The 23,529-nt window shown below is 63.5% G+C and carries 13 protein-coding genes; 8 read left to right on the forward strand and 5 right to left on the reverse strand.

The genetic code is table 11. The features are described 5' to 3' along the window. The first annotated feature begins 124 nt into the window (after nt 1-124). From VGO12_RS05140 to VGO12_RS05160, 5 genes are all read left to right on the forward strand, one after another. Nucleotides 125-1,537 carry a peptidoglycan-binding protein gene (locus tag VGO12_RS05140; RefSeq protein ID WP_327511646.1) on the forward strand — a complete coding sequence of 471 codons (1,413 nt, stop codon included), beginning with the start codon at nt 125-127 and terminating at the stop codon, nt 1,535-1,537. Between the two features lie 4 nt (nt 1,538-1,541). Further along, nucleotides 1,542-2,765 (forward strand): N-acetylmuramidase domain-containing protein, encoded by a 1,224-nt coding sequence (locus tag VGO12_RS05145; RefSeq protein ID WP_327511647.1) that lies wholly within the window; start codon nt 1,542-1,544, stop codon nt 2,763-2,765. A gap of 118 nt (nt 2,766-2,883) precedes the next feature. After that, a complete protein-coding gene (locus tag VGO12_RS05150) occupies nt 2,884-3,786 on the forward strand; it encodes a hypothetical protein (protein WP_327511648.1) in 903 nt (300 codons plus the stop codon). A 120-nt stretch (nt 3,787-3,906) separates the two neighbouring features. Next, nucleotides 3,907-5,949 (forward strand): hypothetical protein, encoded by a 2,043-nt coding sequence (locus VGO12_RS05155; protein WP_327511649.1) that lies wholly within the window; start codon nt 3,907-3,909, stop codon nt 5,947-5,949. Nucleotides 5,950-6,384: 435 nt separating this feature from the next. Then, nucleotides 6,385-13,890, forward strand: a complete 7,506-nt coding sequence (locus VGO12_RS05160) for a putative Ig domain-containing protein (RefSeq protein ID WP_327511650.1) — start codon at nt 6,385-6,387, stop codon at nt 13,888-13,890. Between the two features lie 384 nt (nt 13,891-14,274). Here VGO12_RS05160 and VGO12_RS05165 read toward each other — a convergent pair whose 3' ends face one another. Continuing rightward, on the reverse strand, nt 14,275-15,204 hold the full coding sequence (locus VGO12_RS05165; protein ID WP_327511652.1) for an MBL fold metallo-hydrolase: 930 nt from the start codon (nt 15,202-15,204) through the stop codon (nt 14,275-14,277). Between the two features lie 545 nt (nt 15,205-15,749). Here VGO12_RS05165 and VGO12_RS05170 point away from each other — a divergent pair. From VGO12_RS05170 to VGO12_RS05180, 3 genes are all read left to right on the forward strand, one after another. Next, a complete protein-coding gene (locus tag VGO12_RS05170) occupies nt 15,750-16,961 on the forward strand; it encodes an NAD(P)/FAD-dependent oxidoreductase (RefSeq protein ID WP_327511653.1) in 1,212 nt (403 codons plus the stop codon). Between the two features lie 345 nt (nt 16,962-17,306). Continuing rightward, nucleotides 17,307-17,492 carry a hypothetical protein gene (locus VGO12_RS05175; RefSeq protein WP_327511654.1) on the forward strand — a complete coding sequence of 62 codons (186 nt, stop codon included), beginning with the start codon at nt 17,307-17,309 and terminating at the stop codon, nt 17,490-17,492. 291 nt (nt 17,493-17,783) lie between these two features. Next, nucleotides 17,784-18,620: an alpha/beta hydrolase gene (locus VGO12_RS05180; RefSeq protein WP_327511655.1), complete on the forward strand. Its 837-nt coding sequence runs from the start codon at nt 17,784-17,786 to the stop codon at nt 18,618-18,620. Between the two features lie 189 nt (nt 18,621-18,809). On the opposite strand, the gene VGO12_RS05185 is transcribed toward VGO12_RS05180, so the two are convergent. The 4 genes from VGO12_RS05185 to VGO12_RS05200 are packed head-to-tail and all read right to left on the reverse strand — an operon-like array spanning nt 18,810 to nt 23,312. Then, nucleotides 18,810-19,514, reverse strand: coding sequence for a response regulator transcription factor (locus tag VGO12_RS05185; RefSeq protein ID WP_327511682.1), 705 nt, complete (start codon nt 19,512-19,514; stop codon nt 18,810-18,812). Next, entirely contained in the window at nt 19,514-19,894 is a 381-nt protein-coding gene (locus VGO12_RS05190) for a response regulator (RefSeq protein WP_327511656.1), read from the reverse strand. The genes VGO12_RS05185 and VGO12_RS05190 overlap by 1 nt, the downstream gene beginning before the upstream one ends. After that, nucleotides 19,891-20,535 (reverse strand): response regulator transcription factor, encoded by a 645-nt coding sequence (locus tag VGO12_RS05195; protein WP_327511657.1) that lies wholly within the window; start codon nt 20,533-20,535, stop codon nt 19,891-19,893. The genes VGO12_RS05190 and VGO12_RS05195 overlap by 4 nt, the downstream gene beginning before the upstream one ends. Next, nucleotides 20,532-23,312 (reverse strand): MASE1 domain-containing protein, encoded by a 2,781-nt coding sequence (locus tag VGO12_RS05200; protein ID WP_327511658.1) that lies wholly within the window; start codon nt 23,310-23,312, stop codon nt 20,532-20,534. The genes VGO12_RS05195 and VGO12_RS05200 overlap by 4 nt, the downstream gene beginning before the upstream one ends. Nucleotides 23,313-23,529: the final 217 nt, after the last annotated feature.

Below are 23,529 nucleotides of genomic sequence, written 5' to 3' on the forward strand. Positions count from 1 at the left end.
AGACCCTATAAAATTTATTGGTCTGAATAGATTTTCAGCAAACCCGACCGCTCTTTCAACTGGATACTTGCGCATTAACTAAAAAAGGATCACTTTACTTGCTTTTTATGGGGAGGGTGGACCCATGGCCAGCAATACGGAGTCAATGCGGCAAGCTTGGGCGAAATACGAATGCAAAAGGAGGGAAATGACCGAGATTTCCTTCGGCCCGGACTTGATATTGGTTGCGCCTCCAACTGTGGAAGCCTGGAAAGCGCTGGAGCGAGTTCTTCAAGCGTTCGATTATGACATCAGAATTGAGGACACCGACAGTTACAATTGTCGCGAAATAAAGGGCGGAGGCGGGAAAAGCTTGCACTCCTACGGGATTGCACTTGACATAAACTGGCACACAAATCCGTTCCTCGATCATAAAGGCGAGCGCCCGCCGCGTTTCTCCAACAAAGCCTCGCAAAGCGCGCGCGCAGCCGATGTGCGGTTGGGCAAGGCCGATACGGACATGACGCGCGAGATGGTCGACGCCACGCTGGCGATCCGCACGGCCGGCCCAAATCCTCGGCAGGTGTTCGCGTGGGGCGGCGACTGGAACACGATCAAGGACTCCATGCATTTCCAGATCCAGGTCACGCCCGACGACCTTTCTCACGGCATAGACTGGAACACCGTCAAAGGTGGGCGACCGGATCTTCATGACGAGGACGTCGAAGACCGGTTCGGTGGCGGACCCTTGCCGGAAGAGCGGTGGACGGGGTTTCCCTGGCAGGAACCGCTCATGAACGACTTTGCCGCCGCCTCGCAAGAAACGCTCGCGCTACAGGAGGGCGACAGTGGACCGATGGTCAAGGCACTGCAGGCGGGGCTGGCCGCGCTCAACTACCAGCTCGGAGATATCGACGGCGACTTCGGAACCTTGACCCGGGATGCGCTCCTCTCGTTTCAGGCGAACAACGGGCTGCCGACGACGGGCGTGGCTGACGCCGAAACGATCGCCACGCTGGGCAAGGGCCGGCCGCGCGTTCTGACGATGAAGCGCATGACCGCAACCGAGCACGATCTTGAAGAACGCGGCTCGAAGATCATTCGTGCGACCGGCTGGAACCGTTGGCTCGGCATCGGCACGGGCATCCTCGGAGCGCTCGGGTTGTCCGACAGCCAGATGCATTTCGTCACCCGGATCGGCGATGCCTTGAAGGAATCTGCCGGCGCGACGAATGGTGCGGTCACTTCCGAGGCGATCACGGCGACGGTGCAAAAAGTACTGGCTCAATCCGGATCCAATCCGGCCGATGCCGCCAAGGGCATACAGGATGCAATCACGGCGCTCGTCGCCGGTGCGCAGGCCAGTGCCTTGCCGCAAAACAGCGGCGGCGCGTTTCTCGAGCCGGTCATCTCCCTTGCGCAGGGCCTGCTTGGCTCCGGCGGCGCCGGTCCCTGGGCAATGCTGATCGGCGCCGGCGTGTTCATATGGCGCAATGCAAAGACCTCGGCGAGCGCGCGCCTGGCGGACCACCGAACCGGCGCAAACGTGAGCAGGTGACGCGATGTTCGACACCACCTCACGCCAAGAGATTATCGCCGCCGCGCAGCGCAATGGTCTCAATCCCGCCGCGCTCCTGGCCGTCGCGCTGGTCGAGAGCGCCGGCACGCCCTTCTGCATGATCCGTGGCCGCAAGGAACCGCTGATCCGGTTCGAAGGGCACTATTTCGATCGAATCCTGCGTGCCCGCAGCAGCGCCAAGCTTGCGGTCGCGAGAAGCCAGGGATTGGCCAACTCCAAAGCCGGCGCCGTCAAAAATCCGAAAAGCCAGGAAGACCGTTATCAGATGCTCGCCCGAGCCAAGGCGATTGACGAGGATGCCGCGATCCAAAGCGTGTCCTGGGGGCTCGGACAGGTCATGGGTCAGAACTTCGCGGATCTCGGCTTTCCGAGCGCCGCTTCGCTGGAAACAACGGCGCGTTCCGGCGTGTCCGGCCAGATCGAGCTCATGATCCGCTTCATCCGCAAGAACGGATTGACGCGGGCGCTGAACGGACAGGACTGGCACGCGTTTGCCAGACGCTACAACGGCGCAAACTATGCGGCGAACGGCTACCACACCAAGATGCGCGACGCCTATGCGGCCTTCCGCAGTCAGGGTGTGGGAACCTCCGCCACGGGTGGCGCGGGAGAGGCTCTTGGACTGCTGGAAGACGTCGCGCCTGTTATGGGCGTGCGGGAAATGCAGGTGACGCTGAAGAACCTCGGCTACGACCCCGGCGACATCGACGGCGATTGGGGGACCGATACGTCCACGGCCCTTCGTGCCTTCCAGGAACGCAACGGCTTGCCGCCGACGGGCGAGCGCAGCGACGTGACCCTCCGCCTGTTGAAGACGGGCGGACGACCCTTGATCGACCCGCAACGGGCGGTGGAGACCGAGGATGATCTGGCCAAGAAAGGGTCGCAGACGATCAAGCTCTCCAAACGTGGCCGGCTCTATGGCATCCTCGGGATGATTTCCGGTGCGCTCGGCTTTACCGGAACGCAGGGCGGGCTGGACGGGCTGGGCGCGGCGGTCAACAAGCTCGCGGTCGATCCGAACGGCGAGGCGAGCGCATCTTTCCTGCCTTTGCTGCTGAAGCTGCTCGGAACAACTTTCGGCGCGTCGGGCGGCGGTCTCTGGGTCGTTCTCGGTGCACTGGCATTCATGTTTTATCGCAACAGCGGTCAGATAGCGCAGCGCCGCGTCGAGGAGCATCAGCGGGGGTGGAACATCCGTCTCTAGCGTGTCCGGCGCTTCGATCGGGAGGCTTGCCGGTCGGACAGTTCCCAAGCCAACGGTTCGTCACTGGGAAAGGAATTCCGTGATGTGTCTAACAAAACCGCTGTCCATCCTGGGTGCTATGGCGCTCAGCCTCGCTGCCGGCATTGCGCCAAACGGTGCCGATGCCGCGTCGTGCGGTTTCGCGCTCGCATTCACGCAAAGCGACGAAGGTGGGGCCAAGTCCGTGAAAGTCTACGAGGCCACGGCTGACAAAGCCGGCAGCCAGCGGCCCTTCGCCTTTGTTGTCCCCCATGTGAAGGTGAACACCGACGGCACCCGCATCTCCTACAAATCGGACGATCCGCGCGGGCAGAACGGTGCCATCAACGACATCAGGAACGCCTTTCGAAACCACAAGCGGCCGATCTCCGACTTTGAAGCCATCCGCGACGCCGGCTGGAAGCCTATCGACAAAGTCTGGCAGGTGCTGAGCCCGAACATCATCGAGAAGGACAACAGACCGGGAAAGGTCGGCATGCCCTGCATGGATGAAAACGGCTACCTGGTGTCGATGACCGCCGATACCGCCGTCAACGGCGGCTTCAACAGGGTGGGAGATTGCGATCAGAAAAAGTGGATCGATGCCCTGACCGTACCTGCCCTGGTCCTGCCCGGCGGTTCGCCCTTCCAGAAAGATGGCGCCGGCAAGCGGAGCGCCGTCGTCGCGATGACGGTTGGCGAAGGGCAGCAGGTTGCACTGGGCATGGTGGGCGATACCGGGCCCGGAGATGAGATCGGTGAAGCCAGCGTTGAAATGAACCGCATCCTCAACGGCTTGCCGCCGGGAACGATCCCGAATAGTCGCGCCGACGCCAAGGCGAGGTTCCAGGCCGGACGGACCGTGTTCCTGGTGTTTCCCGGTGACGACAACCGCGTGCCTCGTCCGATCAATGCCGAAACCGTCAAGGCTTTCACTGAAAGCCGGTTCAAAGCATGGGGTGGCAAGGATCGGCTGACCGGTTGTCTTTCCGAACTTCAATGAGCAGGGCCGTGCGGCAAGAGATGCCTCGTTTGCGGTGCCAACGCAGACACGAACACGTTGAGATCGCGGAGTTCACCGTCGACGTGGACGACCCGTGAGCGGAGGGAAGGACAGACGTCCATGCGCAAGTTGCTGGCTGTCATCGCGATCGTTGCCGTAACACTTGCGGCGGCCCTCTATCTGCTCCTGAGGTTTGCGACAGGTCCGATTTCAGACGGGATCCTTGCCAATGCGGTGGGGCCGGAGGATTTTGAGCTTCCGCCGACCTATTTTCCGGTCGGCTATACCGGCGAGGACGTTCAGGTGGTCGGCGGGATGGCGGCGGGCCTGGACTGCAGCCTGCCCCCCGGGGTCGGACCGGTTGCCTTTCCACGTGGGTCGGGGGAAGCAAACATCTCTCTTCAAATGCGACAGGCATGCGTCAATCACGACTACTGCTATCGCCACGGCAACGCCACCTACGGACTGTCCCAGGCTGAATGCGATTTCGCGCTCCAGGAGCAGGCTTTTCGTCTGTGTTCGCAGATCAATGTAGCGAAAGGCATACCAGAATGCGAAACGGAAGCGCGCAAGGTGACGCTCGGCGTCCGGGTCGGCGGAGCCGGAAGCTTCCGACGCGCCGATGCCCTGGATCGCGCCTCCACCTATTTCGAGTACGATCCGAACCCCACGACGGCGGAAGAGTTCATGATCGTGCGGGTCGCTGACGCGCCGCTGATGGACGCAGCGTCTGACTTCGAGCCAAAGGCGCTCTACCGGTTTCAGGTGCGACAAGGCGGCGCTCTACTTCGGGTCGTCGCGTTTCGCAAGACAGGCGGCACCGCCTGCGCCGAGTTCGCGTTTTCCGGCCGCTTCGGTTCCATTACCTCCGTCCCGGTCGTCAATCGTGCTGGGGGCGGCGGGCCGGACTGGTTGCTGTGGTGGCGACGCGACCGGGAAGACAACACCGGCGGAATCCTTGATGGCATCGCGCCGGCCAGAGCAACACTCGGCGATTGGCGGGCGCTCGGCGCATCGCCTGAATTCGGCAACCCTTCATGCAGCCTGAGCATCCCCGAGACGGACACCGCAATCGCAACACAGAAGGCGGTTGTCGCCAGCCTCCACTACGACAATCGCTTCGGTCTACGCGGCGATGGCCTTGTGCCCGAGTTTCATCCAGCGCAATCGGAGCAGTCGTCCGCCAGGGCCGGAGAACTGGTACTTCTCGGCCTCACGTCCCATACATGCAGCGGCCCGAACGCCGCAAACAAGTCGACATGCGTTGGCCGACTTTCGCTCGATACGTCGTTGGGAATTGCGTCCTTCGAGCCGTTCCGGACGCTCGACGCCAACTGCACGAATGGCCATAAGGGATGCGACCAATACCGCAATTTCGCCGCGCATCCCCTCGTCCTGACACGCGAGGGCGTTGCCGGACTGGCATGGCTGCGCCGCGGGTTCTCGACGACTTTCCCGTATAGCGACGGCGCCACGTTGCGATGGGCGCCTGCGCGCAATGCCGTGAACGAAAAACCGAACTACGTCGATTGGGACGTCAACCTTGCAGAGCGCGAGGAGCCGGTCGCGCTTTCGTCTGCGGGCGAGGTCGCCGCGTTGGTCTCGCTCAGCAAGAGTTCGGCCTGCGGTGAGGGTCACGCTGTCGCGCTGTTCCCGCTCGAAGCAGAAGGCCGCCCCGTCCGCCGCATCGACAAGTGCATCGCAGAGCTCACCGACCAGTGGGTCACCCGCCCCTATTTTGTGGTCGATCAGCGAAAGATCGTGTTTGTACAGGGGGCGTTCCAGGGTGACGCTGCTGCCACGGAAAGGCCGTTCACAGTCACGTCGCTGACCGTCGATCTTGACGGTCTTGCGGTATCGGGGCCGACGCCACCGCGCGAGGCCTTCCGCGCCCGCATCTGCAAGTCCGAGAGAGGCGACGCAACGGACTATCTCGCGCTTTCGGATTGCGGAAGCGGAGGATCGCGATTTGGCCGGATTCGTGCGGATGCCGACGTTGCAAAAACGCTCGCCCGCCTGGCAAACAGGACCGCGATCATGCCGGCGGCGATCAAGGCCGATGGCAGCACCAGCCTGGTGATTGCGACACCTGCCGAATTCGGCGCCGTCGTTGCCCTCGACGTGGCGAACGACCGCATGGCGGCGACCCGGTCGCACGACTGAGTCGGACGCATATACCCGTGTTCAGCGCTGCGACCTGTTCAGCGGATAACGGATTGCCCCAAAAAAGAACCGCGCCGGAAACGATAAGTTGTAAAAATAGGGCCAAAATGCGACGCGTGCCCATGGCGTCCAGACCCGAAACAACTTATGGGTCCAGTCTGCAGTTACAGGTTGATGCCCGATTTCCCCTCAACAAAGCGAATATGAAGCGCGTTGTCGGCGTGTCTTGTCGTGGCCATCAAGAAATGAGCTTTGAATTTCGTTCGGCACGCATTGCCGCACGACGCAATTTAAACTGGAAATTTCAGCTTTCTATACATGCATTCTCTAAGCTGATTTCGACGATGTGGTTGGGGGACTACAAAAGTGCGGGCATGGGGTGTTGGAACGTGGAATGGCCTTGGCTCTCAGCCGCGGCTCGGCCGAGAAACATGCTTGAAAGCATGGTCTGCAGCATGCGAGGCGATAACGGGCGCCGTGCTGCCGGGCGTTTTCGGGTTCGTTCGTGCCGGTGCTATAGCGATAACGCTCTGGCTGGCGAGCGCTCTGGCGGCGCAGGCCGCCGGCAACTGCAATTTCAACGTTGCCTTTAACGCGGTTGGCGACAGCGTAACGTTCAATACCAACGCCTGCGAGACGACGTCGTTAGGTGCCTACAGCAGTTTCTACAACACGCCGACGCCACTCAACAAGCCAGGCGGGGGCTTCAATTGGGGCCTCGGCGCAGCCGACAACGGGGATCCCCTCGCAGAAGAGGAAAACGGCGTAAACGGCGGGCGGTATCGGTTTTTGTTCACTAACGCCTCCTCGAGCCTGACAATAACTCTTGTGACCGCGCCCTCCCAGAGCACGGACACCTATAACGGCTACATGTACACTGGCACCAACAACGACCCGAATCCGATAGCCAATACGCCCGCATCGCTGAACATCACCTATACCGGCATGCCGACCGTTACGGCGGTTACGCCGAGTTCGGGCCCGACGGGCGGCGGAACGTCGGTGACCATCACCGGCACCGGCTTTACCGGCGCAACGGCGGTCGCATTCGGCGCCACGCCGGCGACCGGATACACCATCGTCAGCAGCAGCCAGATCAACGCGACTGCACCGTCAGGCTCGGCGGGCACGGTGGACATCACCGTCACCACTGCCAACGGGACAAGCGCCATCAGCGCGTCTGATCGATACACCTACGTCGCGGCACCGACCGTGACCGCAGTGTCGCCGACGGCAGGCCCGACAGCGGGCGGGACGTCGGTCGTCATCACCGGCACCGGGTTCTTGGCGGCCAGTCCGACGGGTGCGGTGAAATTCGGCGGGGCGAACGCTACCTATACGATCAACAACAACACGCAGATCACCGCGACGGCTCCGGCCAATGCGGCCGGCACCTATGACATCACCGTCACCACGCCCGGCGGCACGAGCGCCACCAGCGCGGCAGACCAGTACACCTATGTCGCAGCACCGACCGTGACCTCGGTGTCGCCGAACACGGGCACGACGGGCGGCGGCACGACGGTGACCATCACCGGCACCGGCCTCAGCGGCGCAACGGCGGTGACATTCGGCGGCTCGCCGGCGATCGGCTATACCGTCAACAGCGGCACCCAGATCACAGCCACCGCACCGTCAGGCTCGGCGGGCACGGTCGACATCCGCGTCACCACTGTCGGCGGGACAAGCGCAATCAGCGCATCCGACCAGTTCACCTATGTGGCGGCGCCGGCCGTGACCGCAGTGTCGCCAATCGCAGGCCCGACGGGCGGCGGGATGACGGTGGTCATATCAGGCTCCGGCTTCGCGGCAGCCAACGGGACGGGCGCGGTGAAATTCGGCGCGGCGAACGCGACCTATACGATCAACAGCAACACGCAGATCACGGCGACATCGCCGGCCAATTCGGCCGGCACCTATGACGTTACCGTCACCACGCCGGGCGGCACAAGCGCCACCAGCATGGCCGACCAGTTCACCTATGTGGCGGCGCCGACCGTGACCGCGGTGTCGCCGAACGCAGGTCCGACGGCGGGCGGGACAACGGTGGTCATCATCGGCACCGGCTTCTCGGCGGCCAACGGGACGGGTGCTGTGAAGTTCGGGGCGACGAACGCGACCTATACGATCAACAGCAACACGCAGATCACCGCGACCGCGCCGGCCAATTCAGCGGGCACCTATGACATCACCGTGACCACGCCCGGCGGCACGAGCGCCACCAACGCATCCGACCAGTACACCTATGTCGCGGCGCCGACGGTGACTGCGATATCGCCGACCTCGGGTCCGACGGCAGGCGGAGCGACGGTGGTCATTACGGGCACCGGCTTTGCCACCGCAACGGCGGTGTCGTTCGGCGGTTCGCCGGCAACCGGATTCACCGTCAACAGCAACACGCAGATCACCGCGACCGCACCGGCGGGTGCTGCGGGCACCGTCGACATCACCGTTACGACAATCGGCGGCACCAGCGCCACCAGCGCGTCCGATCAGTATCTCTACGTCGCGCCGCCGGTAGCGAGCAGCTTCACCTACGGCACAATCGTTGCCTACAATAGTTCCAGCGTGTCGATCGACCTGTCCACAAACGCGAGCAACAGTCCGACGAGCTACGCGGTCGGCTCCGCGACCACGGCGCAAGGCGGGTCGGTCAGCGTCGACAGCAGCGGACAAGCCACCTACACCCCGCCTGTCGGCTACCGCAATGCCAATGACAGCTTCACCTTCACGGCGACCAACCTCGGCGGCACGTCGAGCCCCGCAACCGTCACCGTGACGGTCGGCAATCCGACGATTGCGATGTCGCTGCCTTCGGCAACGGCCATCGTCGAAAGGGCCTACAACACCGGCGGCGCCGCGGTAACGTTCTCGGGCGCCAACGCACCCTATACGGTCAACAGCATCAGCGGCCTGCCCGCGGGCCTCACCGACAGCGGCGGCGGTGTCATCAGCGGCACGCCAGCGGTCAACGGCGTCTTCACGGTGACCGTCAACGTCACCGACAGTTCATTGGGAGCTGGTCCCTACAACGCCAATACGACGGCGACGCTGACGGTTTCGCTGCCGCCGGCGCCGGTGGCCTCGTCCTTCGCCATCTCCGGCTTGACCTATAACGCGGGTTCGGCCTCGGTCACGACCTTCAGCGCCGCCCCGCATGCCACCGAAAGCCCGACCGGCTATCAGGTCGGCGCTTCATCCTATGGCGCAACGGTCAGCGTCGATAGCGCCGGGCTCATGAGCTACACGCCGCCGGTCGGTTTCCGCGGCACCGACACCTTCAACTACGTCGCGACTAACGCGGGCGGCACCTCCAATGTCAGTCAGGTCTTCGTGACGGTAGACGATCCCGTTTTCTCGGTCACGCTGCCATCGGCCACGGCCACCGTCGAAAGGGCCTACAACCCCGGCAACGCCACGGTGACGGTCTCCGGCGGCAACGCACCCTACACGGTCAACAGCATCAGTGGCCTGCCCGCGGGCCTGGTCGACAGCGGCGGCGGTGTCATCAGCGGCACGCCGGCGGTCAACGGCGTCTTCACGGTGTCGGTCAACATCACCGACAGTTCTGGCGGGAACGGTTCCCACACCGCCATTGCGACGGCAACGCTGACAGTCGCCCTGCCGCCGGCGCCTGTGGCCTCATCCTTCTCCATCTCCGGTTTGGCCTACAACACCGGCTCGGCATCGGCTACGACCTTCAGTGCTGCCACGCATGCCACCGAAAGCCCGACCGGCTATCAGGTCGGCGCTTCGTCCTATGGCGCAACGGTCAGCGTCGATAGCGCCGGGCTCATGAGCTACACGCCGCCGGTCGGCTTCCGCGGCACGGACACCTTCAACTACGTCGCGACCAACGCGGGCGGCACCTCCAATGTCGGCCAGGTCTTCGTGTCGGTGAACGATCCCGTCTTCTCGGTCACGCTGCCGGCCGCCACCGGCACGGTGGGCGATGTCTACAACAGCGGCGGGTTCGCCGTCAGCATCAGCGGCGGTAACCCTCCCTATAACAATTTCTCGGCAAGCGGACTGCCGGACGGCCTGTCGATGGACAGTGCGGGCGTCATCTCCGGCACGCCGACTGCGGCGGGCAACGCCACGGTCGTGATCACCGCCACCGACAGTTCGGGCGGGAATGGCAGCTTTACCAGCACGGCCTCGGCGAACATCAACATTGCCGTGCCGACCATCGTCATCAATCCCACGACGCTGTCGAACGCTGCAATCGGCGTGCCTTACGGCGCGACGCTCAGCAACACGGGCGGTCTCGCCCCGGTCACCTTCGCAGTCACCGCCGGCTCGTTGCCGCCCGGTCTGACGCTGGCGACCGATGGCACGGTTTCGGGCACGCCGACCGGCGGCGGCACCTACAACTTCACCGTCACCGCGACCGACAGCGCAACGGCGACGGGACCCTACTCGGGCGCGCGCGCCTACGCCTTGACCGTCGACGCCGCAACGATCACCCTGTCGCCCGCGGCAGGCGCCTTGCCCGGCGGGACGACGGGGGCTGCGTACAGCCAGTCCTTCAGCGCTACCGGCGGAACCGGCCCCTATAGCTATGCGGTCGTCACGGGGGCGCTTCCGGCTGGTCTGACCTTGAACAGCACTGGCGTGCTGTCAGGCACTCCGACGGAGGGGGGATCGTTCACGTTTGCAATCGAGGCAACGGACAGCTCGACCGGAGCGGGACCTTATCTGCGCTCGCAAACCTATAGTCTGACGATCGGAGCTCCGACGATCGCGGTTGCACCGTCCACCCTGCCAGATGCCACCACCGGCATCGCCTATAGCGAGATCGTCACGGCGTCCGGCGGCATTGGCCCCTACAGCTACGCCATCACATCCGGAACGCTTCCGACTGGTCTGACCTTGAACACTGCGGGCGTGCTGTCGGGCACTCCGACGGCCGGAGGCACATTCACCTTCACGGTCAGCGCAACGGACAGCTCGGCCGGAACCGGACCCTTCACAGGCGCGCAGGCCTACACTTTCACAGTCGCGGCTCCGACAATCGCGGTCGCACCGTCCACCCTGCCGGACACCGCCACCGGCGTGGCCTACAACCAAACTGTGACGGCATCCGGTGGCATCGGCCCCTACAGCTATTCCGTCACAGCCGGCGCGCTTCCGGCCGGCCTCACCTTGAGCACTGCGGGCGTGCTGACTGGCACCCCGACGGCTGGGGGGACGTTCAACATTACCATCACCGCGACGGACAGCTCGACCGGAGCCGGGCCCTACACCGGCGCGCAAGCCTATACCTTGACGGTCACGGCTCCGACGATTGCGGTCGCACCGTCGTCCCTGCCGAACGCCGCCATCGGCGTCGCCTATAGCGAAACCGTGACTGCGTCCGGCGGTATTGGCCCCTACAGCTATTCCGTCACATCAGGCACGCTTCCGGCTGGACTGACCTTGAGCACCGCGGGCGTGCTGACAGGCACCCCGACGGCTGGAGGGACGTTCAACTTCACCGCCAGCGCGACGGACAGCTCGACCGGAGTCGGGCCCTATACCGGCGCGCAAGCCTATACCTTGACGATCGCGGCTCCGACGATCGCGGTCGCACCGTCGACCCTGCCGAACGCTGCCATCGGTGCAGCCTACAGCCAAGCCATCACGGCATCCGGCGGTATTGGACCCTATAGCTATTCCGTCACGTCCGGCACGCTTCCGGCCGGTCTCAGCCTCAGCCCTGCCGGCGTTCTCTCCGGCGTGCCGACGGAGGTCGGAACCTCCAACATCACGATCAGCGCCACCGATGCGGCGACCGGCACCGGTCCCTTCTCGGGCGCGCAAAGCTACGCCCTTGTCGTCGACCAGGTCCTGCCAATTGCTAACGCTGTCACCGCCACGGTCGCGGCCAACTCCACGGCCAACGGGATCACGCTAGCGATCACCGGGGGCGCAGCCGACAGCGTTGCCGTTGCAAGTTCTGCCGCCAACGGCATAGCGACCGCTTCGGGCACAACCATCACCTACACGCCAACGGCCGGTTACTCCGGAACGGACAGCTTCACCTACACCGCCACGAATGCGGCCGGGACCTCGTCGCCAGCAACCGTCACCGTGACGGTGACGGCGCCGACCCTCAGCTTCTCGCCTGCGGCAGGAGGACTTGCGGATGGAACGAAGGGCGCGAGCTATTCGCAAGCGCTCTCCGCATCCGGCGGCACCGCGCCCTATGCCTATACCGTGACGACGGGTGCACTTCCGGCTGGACTTGCGCTCGACGGCGCAACCGGCCGTGTTAGCGGCACGCCCACGGCAACGGGCAGCTTCGGCTTCACCGTCACGGCAACCGACGCCTATGGCGCTACGGGCTCGGCGACCTATTCGCTCGCCATCCGGGCGATGGCCGCCTTCACCTTCACGCCCGCGCCCGGCAACCTCGGCGATGCGATGGCTGGCGAAGACTATCGCCAGCAGATCGCGGCGACCGGCGGCACGGCACCGCTCCTCTATCGCATCGGATCCGGCACCCTGCCCGGCGGCATGGTGCTCAACGTCTCGACCGGCGAGCTGACCGGTCCGCTCGATGCCGCAAGCCAAGGCAACTACACCTTCGCCGTGGTGGTCGAGGACAACAACGGCGCGACCGGTTCTGCGACCTACAGCATGACGGTCAAGTCGCGCGGAACGACCGTCACCGACCAGGTGGTGAACGTGCCGGCCGGCACGAGCCCGCCCGACGTCTATCTGAACCGCGGTGCGACCGGCGGGCCGTTTACGGCCGCCGAAGTGGCCTTCGTCGAGCCTCCGAACGCCGGAACCGCAACGATCATCCAGGGACGGCTTGCCCAGGCAGGTCCGGTCGCAGGTCCGGTCGGCTGGTACCTGCAGTTCACGCCCAATCCGGCGTTTTCCGGCGCAGCCAAGGTCGGCTTCCGCCTGACGAGTTCGCTTGGATCGTCGAACGTCGGCACCGTGACCTACAATCTCGCCTATGTCGCGGCCGACGTGGCCGAGGACATCAACGCACTTGTCAGCGGTTTTGTTGAAACACGACAGGGCCTGATCGCCAACGGCATCTATGTTCCAGGGCTCCTCGAGCGCCGGCAGATGCAACACGCGACAGATGCGGTCACCGCGCGCATGACGCCGTCCGAGGACGGCATGACGGCGACGATTTCGACCAGCCTCGCACAGCTCGATGCCGCGCGGGACAATGCGGATGGAATCTCGGGCGCTGCGTTGCCGCCCTTCAACATCTGGATCGACGGCACGTTCCTTGCGCACAAGCGGGACCAGAACGACGGCAAGTGGGGCAACTTCGCGATGCTCAATCTCGGCGCCGATTATCTGCTGTCTGAGCGCGCGCTCGTCGGCCTGTCGCTCCACTACGACCGGATGACCGATCCGAGCGACGCGGATGCGGAACTGACGGGCAATGGCTGGCTCGCCGGTCCCTATGCCTCGTTCGAAATCGGCAAAGGCGTCTACTGGGATACGAGCCTGCTTTACGGCGGTTCGGCGAACGATATCGACACCGCGTTCTGGGACGGCGATTTCGACACGACACGCTGGATGATCGATAGCGCAATCAAGGGAGAGTGGCAGATCGACGACGCGACGGTCCTGACCCCGAAGCTCCGTGCGGTCTATTTCAACGAAAAGGTCGATGACTATTCGGTGCGCAACGACGCAGGCGACGAGGTGACGATCGACGGGTTCGACGTCGAGCAGTTCCGCGTCAGCCTCGGCGCCGAAATCGCCCGTTCCTTCACCCTGGAAAACGGATCGGCACTCACACCCAAGGTGGGCGTGACCGCGGGTTATTCGGGCCAGGACGGCTCGGGGCTCTTCGCATCGATCACGGCCGGCCTCTCGCTTGAAACGGCCGACTTCTGGATGCTTTCGGCCGACCTCCTCTTCGACATCGAAGGCGACGGCGAAAAAGCCATCGGCGGAAAGGTGCGGGCCGGAAAGCAGTTCTGACCCAATCGGATCGCCGGTCGAAGGACTGTCGAGTCCGGGCATGCCGCTCCCTATTGGAAAGCGGCATGCCTTCGGGATCGGCGATAATCACTTGCACTCGGTCGACGGAGATCGACCGAACATGCCCTTGCCAAGGCGGCAGAGACAGCCGGAAGGCGATGCTTCGCAGACGCTTCGCGTCCGCAGACCGCAAGTCGCAAATTCCGCCGCGCGAATGACACCGGTGGCCGCCGGGACCACCGGTGTCAAAGATACCCGCCCCCATGCCCGGCAAGCAACGAGCGCACGTCGCTTCGCTTCGGCGAGATCAACAGCAAGCGTCGATCGCGTCCGCTGCTTCGAGGGGCACCGTTTCCTGTGCTGTCCGGGCATCAGGCTGCACCATCAGTAGTCCCAGAAGACCGGCACCCAACGAAAATGGTCCCCGTCGACCGCGACGTGACCAACGGAGGGGAACGGCAGATGGGTGGCAACGAGCGACGCTCCGGTCTCTGCCAGCTCCTTCAAGAGGAGGACCCGGACACGCGCTGCTTCCTCCGGGTCATGCTCGAAACCGTTGTGCCAATCAGGATGCTCGAATCCGACAGCGAACACCGCGTCGCCGGCGAACATCAGCCGGTCTCCGCCTGATGCCACGCGAACCACGCAGTGTCCGGGCGTGTGCCCGCCGGTGCGGTGGAGCTTGACCCCCGGCGCCACCTCGTACTCGTCTTCGAACAGCCGCAGGTGGTTGCCATACTCGGTCGCAAACCGCTTGGCGGCAGAGCGAAGCGCATCCGGAAATCCCGGTGGCATGGAAACGTGCGAGAAGTCGGGCGCCTGCCAGAATTCGACTTCGGCGGCCGCGACGTGGATCCGCAGATCCGACCTCAGTTGATCCTTCACGCCGTCGACAAGGAGCCCGCCGATGTGGTCCATGTGCATGTGGGTGAGCACCACGTCGGTTACCGACCCGAGATCAATGCCGGCCGCGGCCAGTCGCTTGATCAGCTGTCCGGCCCGCGGCAAGTTCAGGTCGGGGTCCAGCCCAAGTCCCGCGTCGATGAGTATCGTCTGGTCGCCGCTGCGCACCACGACAACGTTCAGCGCCCAGTCGAAGGCGTCCTGCGGCAGGAACATGTCGGTCAGCCATTCCGCCCGCACGGCCGGGTCGGCATTGTGCCCCAACATCTTGGTTGGCAGCGGCAGCACGCCGTCGCTGATCACCAGCACCTCAATATCACCGACCTGCACGGCATAGCGCGACGGAACCAGTTCTTCCGGGCGCCTGCCCCCTTGGCGAGGGGCGTTGCCACTGCTTTGCTCTTGATACATTTTTCTCTCCTGTGATCGCCGTCCTGGCGGGTGCCTTGTGAAGCGGTACGGGGTGAAGCGGTACGTGCGCCAATCGGCAAACGACGTCCGTGGAGAAGATTGCGCCGTCCCGACCGGCACCGCCACCGAACGGAAGCGCCGGTCCGATACGTCAAACGTCCAGGTCAGATCTGTTTTTGGGATAGGTTAGGTTCGACCAGAATCCTGGGACGACGCCACGATCAGCGAGCAGTTGCTCAAGGTGCGGTGATGATCGCGCCGTTCACGGCAACGCCCTGCGAGCCGCCACCGGGAGCTACTCTGCGGACAGCCTATCCTGAACCTTGGCATAGATGCCTCCGGACCGCTTTCACTGTAAATGAAGCGCCAAGAGGGAGTGCCCGCTGATTGATGCGACGCGAAGGGAAAGCCTTCAAGGCGTCATGGCCAATCAGGCTCCACGGTGCGCCGCACGAATACGCATCCGCGTGGAACACGCATGCCGGCGGCAACAGCCGGCTCTGCTTTTTTTACAGCTGTCTTCAACAGGGACGAGGAGAAGTGTCTTGTCTAGGAACATCGTGATCATTGGCTCCGGCTTCGCAGGAACGATGGCGGCGCTTGGCGCTTCCCGGCTGCGCCATGAAAAGGGCGTCCCGCCGGGTGAACTGGCGATCACTGTGGTGTCGCCGACGCCGGAACTGGTCATTCGCCCGCGACTTTATGAGCGCAATCCCGAACAGATGGTCGCGCCGCTTACCGAGTTGTTCGCCGCGACCGACATCAAGCACCACGAGGGCAGTGTCGAGACGATCGACAATGCAGCATCGACGATCACGGTGGCGGCGGCGGACGGTACCTCGACCACCCTGCCCTTTGACCGGCTGGTTCTCGCGGCCGGGAGCGATGGCTTCACTCCACCGATCCCGGGTCTTGCCGAGTTCGGCTTCGCCGCCACGCAACTGGCCGAAGCGGTGGCGCTCGATCGCCACCTGCATGCCCTGGCCGAGAGGCCGTCGACGCCGGCCCGCAATACAGTGGTGGTCGGTGGCGCCGGTTTCACCGGGCTCGAATTCGCCACCGAAATACCGGGCCGCTTGCGCGAAATACTCGGCGCGGATGCGGACATTCGCGTCATCATCGTCGACCGGTCGGAACATGTCGCGCCGGCCATGGGCAGCGAGCCCCGGCCCTTCATCGAGGAGCGTCTGCTGGCACTTGGCGTGGAGACCCGGATGAATGTCGGCATTGCTGCCCTCGACGCAAACGGCGTGACGCTCGCAAACGGCGAGCGGATCGAGACCTCCACCGTGATCTGGTCCGCCGGCATGCGCGCGTCACCGCTGACCACGCAGCTGTCCGCCGAACGCGACAATCTGGGCCGGGTCATCGTCGAACCGGATCTGCGCGTGCCGGGACACGCCCGTGTCTTTGCGACGGGCGATACGGCCAAGGCGCGAACCGACACCGCGGGCAACTATGCTGCGATGTCGTGCCAGCACGCACGCCGCCTGGGGTCTTTTGCCGGACACAATGCCGCCGCCGATCTCCTTGGTGAGCAGACCCTTCCCTACGATCAGCCCGTCTACGTCACCTGCCTCGACCTTGGCCCTGACCATGCGATCTTTACGCGCGGCTGGGACTCCAAGGTCGAGATCACCGGTGCGAACGCCAAGGCGGTCAAGAAGGAAATCAACGAGGTGTGGATCTACCCTCCGGCCGCGGAACGCACGACCGCTTACGAGAACGTGCTCGCCGCTCGCACGATCGATTTTTAGCAGCGACGCTACATGGAGACGGAACGAGGCAGCAGGGGCAGCAGCTCCTGCTGCCTTGCTGTTTGGCTGAACAAGACACCAGCCGCGAATGCGCAACGGGTGACTTGGCGATCCGCGTCCGACGTCACGTAACGAACGATCTGTCGGTCACACCGCCACGACCCGTCATAGCCGGTCGGCGACAATCCAGCGGCCACGACTTGAAGCAAATCTGCTCCGGTGCTCCCCGGACGTGCCGCCGGGGCTGCGCCGTTTGCCCGTCCTCCATACAGTTTCGCGCGCGATCCGAACCCAACATCGTAGCGCCGATGTTCTGCACACGGCGACGCAGACGGGGTACTTGCGATGTCATCACACGAAGTCAGACCTTCTCCTCAGCCCAATGCCCGACCGGCGTTGGACGTTTCGGAATACTGCAGGCGAGCCGGCATTGGCGAGGCAGAAGAGAGGCGGTTGATTACGTTGCTCGGGCGTTACGCCTCCCGCCACGAGCTACAGATGAACCTGCGCTGGCCTTTGCGCGCCCGCTAGCGCAGCGAGAGCAATTTGAATGGTGCACCTGATGCCCGATGGCTCGCGATCATAGCCGGCGTCCCCAGCCTCGCCTATCGATCGGCGCGTTCTTCTAAACCATCGCATCACCCGACGCAGACTTCGGTTCGATAGCCTGGCAGGCGAATCCGCCGCATTCTCAATGGCGTGTTCGGCCGGGCTTTACGGGCGCGCCGCGAGTTTGACGCCTCGGCCGCGGCGGATTTCCGGAGACGGCGTCCCCGCCGGCGGCCCGCGGACATGACAATCCCTCTCAAAGGAACAGAGACGATGACCATTGTAACCACCAAGGACGGTACGGAAATCTACTACAAGGACTGGGGAGCCAAGAGCGCCCAACCGATCGTCTTCCACCACGGATGGCCCCTGAGCGGCGACGATTGGGATACGCAGATGCTCTATTTTCTCGACAAGGGCTACCGCGTGATCGCCCACGACCGACGCGGCCATGGCCGCTCGGCGCAGGTGAGCGACGGCCACGATATGGACCACTATGCCGCGGACGCCGCCGCTGTCGTGGAGCATCTCGACCTGCGCAATGCCGTCCATATCGGCCACTCCACCGGCGGTGGCGAGGCCGCCCGCTATGTCGCGCGGTACGGTCAGCCGCAAGGCCGCGTCGCGAAACTCGTTCTGATCGGCGCCGTTCCGCCCATCATGGTGAAGACCCCGGCCAATCCCGGCGGGCTGCCGATCGACGTGTTCGACGGATTGCGCGCGGCGCTTGCCGGCAATCGAGCACACTTCTACCGCGATTTCGCGAGCGGTCCTTTCTACGGCTACAACCGGCCGGAGGCCAAACCCGTTTCAGCTGTCGTCGATAACTGGTGGCGGCAAGCCATGATGGGTGGGGCCAAGGCACAATTCGAGGGCATCAAAGCCTTCTCGGAGACGGACTTTACCGAGGATCTGAAGGCGATCAACGTGCCGACTCTGGTGATGCACGGCGACGACGACCAGATCGTTCCGATCGCCGACTCTGCCCTCCTCACCGCAAAGATCCTCAAGAACGGAACCTTGAAGATCTACGAGAAACTCCCGCACGGCATGTGCACGACACATGCCGGAACGATCAATCCTGACCTGCTCGCCTTCGTCCGTTCCTAGGCTCCCGTCGTCCCCTGGCGAGAGCCCGATCGCCGGCCGCGCCCCTTCGGCCGGCGATCAACCACCAAGCCAGACGTTCGGGACGAAGCGACCAAGTGGGCGGCAGATGCGGCCAAGCGATGCCAAAGACGGCCGGTCCACGGCAAAGGACTACAACTGAGCTTTGAAGCGTCGGCCTTCTGCCCGGCCCTACGCCACCGACTGCGTCACAGCGCCCTCGCGGATAGAGACGGGAAGCGTTTCCCAGGAACGGATCAGCTCGCCGATCGAGGCTACTTCCATTTTGCGCATGGCATTGCCGCGATGCAGCTTGACCGTGACTTCGCTGATGCCAAGGTCGTAAGCGACCTGCTTGTTGAACCGTCCACGCGCGACTTCGCGCAGAACCTGGCGCTCGCGCTGCGTCAGCGTCAAAAACAGCTCGACATTCCGCTTGACCACTGCAGCCTTCGCGCGCTGCTCTGCGTCGATGGCAATGCCCGCGGCCACGGCGTCAAGCAGCGTTTGATCACGCGCAGGCTTGGTGAGAAAATCGACGGCGCCGGCCTTCATGGCCTGAACGGACATGGGAATGTCGCCATGCCCGGTGAGAAAGATGATCGGTTTGGGGTTTCCCGCCCGGGCCAGGTGATGCTGCAGATCCAGACCGCTTGCTCCCGGCATGCGCACATCGAGAACGAGGCAGCCTGGACGGTCCAGGACGTCCGCATCGAGCAATTCACGGATCGACGCAAATGAGACCGGTCGCAACCCCGCCGACAGGATCAGCTCTTCGAGCGCCTCCCGAACGGATGCGTCGTCATCGACGATGATGACGAGAGGAAGTTCCCGTTCATGTGCCCGTTGCGATGACATGGACATCGACGTTCGCATGAGTGGCTGTTCAGCTTTCATCATCTTTCTCCTTTTTCTCCATCCGACAAGGCGCTGCCGACGGCGGCGAGAAGCGCTGGTCCATCAAAAGGTTTGCAGAAAAGCCGGCCAACGCCGCCGGCGCGCAGTCGATCCGCGATCTCATGACGGCCGGTAATCAGGAAGACCGGAAGCTCCGGGCGATCCTTCACAACCAGATCGCGAAGTTCAAGGCCGTTCAGCCCGGGCATTCCGATGTCGGTGATGAGGACGTCCAGATCCGACAGCCCATGGACGAGCAGCGCTTCCGCCGAGGGAAAACTGCACACGACATGTCCGGCCGACTCCAGAAGATCTTCCAGGGATTCAAGCAATCTCGGATCGTCGTCGACGACCGCCACGACAGGGCTTTTCTTGCTCACGATCCGTTCCCTCCTGTCCTGCGCGAATGCGTGATCGGGATCTCCAGGCGCTCTGCCAAGCGCACGAGATCAGCGAACGAAGCGGCCGCCATTTTCTGCATCACGTTCCTTCTGTGAACTTCGAGGGTGACCTCGCTGATCCCGAGTTCGGCGGCGGCCTGCTTGTTGAGCAGGCCACTCACGACCAGCGGCAGCACTTCACGTTCGCGTTGCGTGAGTTCGAGATAGCGACGCCTGACGGCGTTGAGATCGGCACGGTCCGCCCTCGCCTTCCGGTCCTGATCAAGCGCCGTTGCGATCGCGGCCATAACATCCGCATCGCTGAAAGGCTTGGTGAGGAAATCCACGGCACCGCGCTTGATTGCCCGCACGGATGACGGGATATCGCCGTGTCCCGTGATGAACACGATCGGCGGATGGTCTCCTTCGCCGATCTGGCGCTGCAGATCGAAGCCATTGATATCCGGCAACTCGACATCGAGGATCAGGCAAGCGGGCAGGTCTGGCTGCTTGAAACGGATGTAGTCCCCGGCCGATGCAAACGCCTTGGCGCGAATGCCGTGCGAGGCAAGCAGCTCGCCCAGCGCCTCGCGAATTCGGTGATCGTCGTCGACGATGAAGACGATATGATCTTCTGTCATGCCGCAACCTTCGCTTCTGCAGGCAGGGTGAAGATGAACGTCGCGCCATGCGGTTCGTTGCTCTCCGCCCAGAGCCGTCCATCGTGGGCTTCGACGATGGAACGGCAGACCGCCAGCCCCATGCCCATGCCATGCTCCTTGGTTGTGAAGAACGGCTCGAAAATCTTCTCGGGAAACGCGATCCCCGGTCCGCTATCGCTGATCTCCGCCCGGATCGTATCTCCCGCGCGATGCACGCGCAGGCCAAGCAGGCGTGCGTCGCTCGTCGCATCCATGGCTTCGATGCCGTTGCGCATCAAGTTGACGAGAACCTGCAGGATCTGGACCCGATCGATCGAGACAAGGGGAAGACCGCTCTCGATGTCCGTGCTGACGCGAACGCCGCGCCGCACGATTTCGTCGGCCGCAAGACCCAGCCCCTCGGCCACGACACTGCCCAGTTCCGCCCCGCTTCTCGTCCCCGTCGAGCGCTTGAACAGCGCCCGAATGCGGCTCACGACATCGGCAGCCGAGTTTGCATCGCGAATGATGCGTTCCGCCGTGATCTTCGCACGCGTCAGGTTCGGGGGTGTATCCATCAGCCAGCGGTGACAGGCATGCGAATTGGCGACGATCGCCGCAAGCGGCTGATTGACCTCATGGGCGATCGAAGCCGAGAGTTCCGCAAGGCTCGCCGCCTGGCTCGCACGCGACAGCCGCTCCTGCGCCTGTCGCAGCTTTTCCTGCGCCTGAACCTCGCCATCGATGTCGAGACAGACGACATTCCACTGCACCGTAGCCCCTTCCGCGTCGTACATGGGGGCGGCGCGCGTCTCCACCCAGCGATACTCCCCGTCGAAGCGTCGCAGGCGATGCCTGCGGGCATAGGGCTCGCCGGTCGACAGCGAGTGGGCATAGTTCGTCTTGACGCCCTCCAGATCGTCGGGATGAACGCCGGCGTCGAGCGTCCCGGCCAACCGGGATTTTCCGGTTCCGTCCAATGCATCGAGGTTGTACCCCAGAAATTCTCGGAGTCGCTGATTGCGATAAATCGGCTCACCGTCCGGTGCAGCGCAGTCGACCATCGCCGGCAACGTCTCGACGACCTGCCAGAGGAAACGCTCCCTCTCGCTGAGTGCTGCTTCCGCCCGTTTGCGCTCGGTCAGGTCGAGAATATAGGCCACCCCTTGCGTGGACTGCCCCTCGAAGCAGGCGGCCCCGATCAGGACAGGCACCCGGCTGCCGTCTTTCCTGAAGTACTCCTTCTCGCGGGCCTGCATCTTGCCCGTCGCCATCAGTTCTTCAGCCTCGTCGCGGGCATGCACTTTCTGCCATTCGGAAGGGGTCATATCAAACCAACGAAGTCCCGCCTGCAGGTCCTTGCGCTCGTATTGGATCATCCGGAGAAACGCGTCGTTGGCCTCGAGAATGCGTCCGTCGAGGTCCCAGAACACGATCCCGATAATATCGGAATCGATCAATCGCCGGATCTTGCCTTCTCGCTCCTCCAGCTCGCGGTAAAGGCGCACCTGCTCGTCGATGTCGATCGAGACCGAATACCACTGCGCGATCGTTCCATCCGGATTGTGCAGCGGCTCGGCGCGGGTCTCAATCCAATGATACACCCCGTCGATGCCACGCATGCGATACTTCAGGCTATAGGCCTGGCCGGTGGCGACCCCGCGGCGGATCGCGGCCTCAACTTCCGTCGCCTCATCCGGGTGGACATAGTTCTTGACGGCCGGCTCCAGGCGGTCCCCGTCGATGGCGTTTATCTCCTCCAGGCTCACCCCGAGGAAGTCCGTCAACCGCTTGTTGAAGAAGACGGGTTTTCCTTCGGGGGTCAGGCGCCTGATATAGGCGGGAACCATGTCGACAAGCTGCGACAGCTCCCGTTCGCGTTCGCTCAATGCAAACAAAGCTGCCTGGTATTGCCGGGATATCGCAGCGACAATGACCGCAGAAACTGCCGATACCGCCAGGAAGAGATACAGCATGATCTGCCTGAGTGTCTGGGATCCGGGGTCGCCGGCAAGCTGGGTTTTGCCGGAGATTGCAAACACGGCCGCAATCATCGCGATGAGAGCAAGGCTGGCGGCGGCCCCCCTGAACTCGAACCGCACGGCGGCCCACAGGAGCGGAGGCATGATCAGATAGGCAAAGGGAAGGTAATCGCCGAGGGAGAAAACCGCGATGCTCAGCAACGCGAGCCCTACGGCCGACGCTTCCATCCAGCGGGGTTGCGAAAGACGGGTTCCGCTTCGCCAATCCTGGAACAGCGCCAATTGAAGAGGCGCGGCGATCAGGACCCCGGAGGCGTTTCCGAGCCAAAATAGCGGGAAAGCCGTTGAAAAAGATTGCATGCCGAACCAGGCAAGTGTCGCGCCGGCAACCGTCGCACCGACGACCGGTGCGATTGCGGCACCCAGCGCGATGAGCCCGAGCATCTCCTGCAAGGAATCCAGCCTCGTCACCCGCACGAAGCGGGTGACGAGCCATGCACCGACCAGGGCTTCGAGCGCGTTGCCGGCAAAGATCAGGATGGCGACAAGCAGCGGATTGTGGAACCACAACAAGTTGCCAAGCAGTTCCGCCAGAAGGCCGGCCAGCACCCATTGTGGCCAGCTGCGTCGTGGAGCCAAGCAGAGCGTAGCAATGAAAAGCCCGCTTGGAAGCCAGATCGAGATCCCCGTCTCAGGTATGATCGCCAAGGCCTGGGCGAAACCACAGCCCAGGACGTAGGCGGCAAAGAAGATCGCCAGGTGGGAGAGTGCGGGGCGATCCGACCAAACGCGCATGGGTGTCTCCTGCCTAGTCTCGCGTCATCGTCATCGATCTGCGGGCTGGTGATCTTTTTCCTACCTTAGCAACGGTGTCTCTTCGCCGCATCCTATGGAAAACCATGAGATGCGGTCTCAAGAAGATTGCTCGTTACAAGAAAGCGGGCGCAGGGGAATTCTCCAGAGACGAATGGAATAGCCGGACGCGATCAACGCCACACGGCGAGGCCCTGGT

Origin of the sequence: Ensifer sp., from assembly GCF_035999135.1 — a bacterium.
In the GTDB taxonomy this organism is placed as follows: domain Bacteria; phylum Pseudomonadota; class Alphaproteobacteria; order Rhizobiales; family Rhizobiaceae; genus Ensifer.

Coding starts and splice junctions, on each gene's coding strand:
- VGO12_RS05140 (WP_327511646.1), top strand. CDS start 125: ATGGCCAGCAATACGGAGTCAATGCGGCAAGCTTGGGCGAAATACGAA.
- VGO12_RS05185 (WP_327511682.1), bottom strand. CDS start 19,514: ATGAAAGCTGAACAGCCACTCATGCGAACGTCGATGTCCATGTCATCG.
- VGO12_RS05180 (WP_327511655.1), top strand. CDS start 17,784: ATGACCATTGTAACCACCAAGGACGGTACGGAAATCTACTACAAGGAC.
- VGO12_RS05195 (WP_327511657.1), bottom strand. CDS start 20,535: ATGACAGAAGATCATATCGTCTTCATCGTCGACGACGATCACCGAATT.
- VGO12_RS05145 (WP_327511647.1), top strand. CDS start 1,542: ATGTTCGACACCACCTCACGCCAAGAGATTATCGCCGCCGCGCAGCGC.
- VGO12_RS05175 (WP_327511654.1), top strand. CDS start 17,307: ATGTCATCACACGAAGTCAGACCTTCTCCTCAGCCCAATGCCCGACCG.
- VGO12_RS05155 (WP_327511649.1), top strand. CDS start 3,907: ATGCGCAAGTTGCTGGCTGTCATCGCGATCGTTGCCGTAACACTTGCG.
- VGO12_RS05200 (WP_327511658.1), bottom strand. CDS start 23,312: ATGCGCGTTTGGTCGGATCGCCCCGCACTCTCCCACCTGGCGATCTTC.
- VGO12_RS05150 (WP_327511648.1), top strand. CDS start 2,884: ATGGCGCTCAGCCTCGCTGCCGGCATTGCGCCAAACGGTGCCGATGCC.
- VGO12_RS05165 (WP_327511652.1), bottom strand. CDS start 15,204: ATGTATCAAGAGCAAAGCAGTGGCAACGCCCCTCGCCAAGGGGGCAGG.